General features: G+C 35.5%; 2 protein-coding genes. One reads left to right on the forward strand and one right to left on the reverse strand.

Annotated features, from left to right (window positions below):
- Positions 1–70 precede the first annotated feature (70 nt).
- Positions 71–337 (reverse strand): DUF3055 domain-containing protein, encoded by a 267-nt coding sequence (locus LD39_RS12850; RefSeq protein ID WP_035547383.1) that lies wholly within the window; start codon positions 335–337, stop codon positions 71–73.
- Between the two features lie 377 nt (positions 338–714).
- Between LD39_RS12850 and LD39_RS12855 the strand changes: the two genes are divergently transcribed.
- Positions 715–1,152 (forward strand): DUF86 domain-containing protein, encoded by a 438-nt coding sequence (locus LD39_RS12855; RefSeq protein ID WP_035547386.1) that lies wholly within the window; start codon positions 715–717, stop codon positions 1,150–1,152.
- Positions 1,153–1,186 lie beyond the last annotated feature (34 nt).

A 1,186-nucleotide genomic window follows, 5' to 3' on the forward strand; every position in this document is an offset into this window, starting at 1 on the left:
ATTTTTTATCTTTTTTTCCCATAAAAAAACCTCCTCTAGCTTAGTTTCGCCAAACGAGGTTTCATTATGCTTATAGTAAATCTGGTAAGTAGTTCCGAAGTTCTTCCGCTTCCATAGCACTAAGCTGGAAAATGTGCTCCAAGTGTCCGGCTTTATTTATGTTTTCTAAATCAAGCAGCGCTTGACGATTCTTGTGTAAGTTGATGACCATGGTTTGATCATTAAAGTAATCAGCTTTCATCAAAGCTAATTCAAAGCGGTGACTTCCGGACGTAAAAGAAACGAAGCGGGTACTGGTATCTTGGGTTACATCTTCAATGAGTGGCCTTTCTTCCATCTGTCATCATCTCCTATTCTTCACTAAGTGAGATTTATGATTTAAGTTGTAATGACCCCTGATAAATATGACACTAGCTGATCTCCTGATGGAGAAGTCGTCATTGAATGATCTCATCAAATATCTTTATCTGTTATTCGCTTGATTCGACCATCAATATGAATAAGGACCTTTGCATCCTTAGCTGCTGAAATTATGCCCTTTTATTAAGGCTACACGCTCAGCCGCAGCCATTACAGCAATAGCCTTATTATACCCTTTTTAAAAAAATTTAGTACTTCCGCATAGGATCGACCATCCATGTGAGATTCTTATTAAAACATTGAATTATGTTATCATGATTTATCAAGAAAAAGTAATTTACTGGAGGTTATCCGATGTATTTTGTTAACCGTGAGAAAATAGAAGAAATATTAAAGTATATGGAAAAAATTCAAAATACCTACGAGGCGTGGCAAGGTGATAAATTCACTGATTACTTATTATTGGAACGTCTTGCTCATATAAGTATTGAGGCGATTATTGATGTAGGAAATATGATGATCGATGGTTTTATTATGCGTGATCCAGGAAGTTATGAAGACATTATTGATATTTTGACAGATGAAAAAGTGATCCCTGAAGCAGATTCAGAAGGATTTAAAGCATTTATTCAGCTACGAAAAATGATTGTTCAACAATATACAGATATCGATCATGAAAAAATCAATACAGTTTGGAACGAACAAAAAGACTCGATTCAAAAATTCCCTGAGCGTATCCGCGAGTATTTGACGAATGAACTTGGGCCGGTTTCCGCTTTTACAAAAGAGTAACTAACGTCAGTATGTTTAAAAAAACGTTTGTTAG

Origin of the sequence: Halobacillus sp. BBL2006, from assembly GCF_000786645.1 — a bacterium.
Lineage (GTDB): Bacteria > Bacillota > Bacilli > Bacillales > Halobacillaceae > Halobacillus.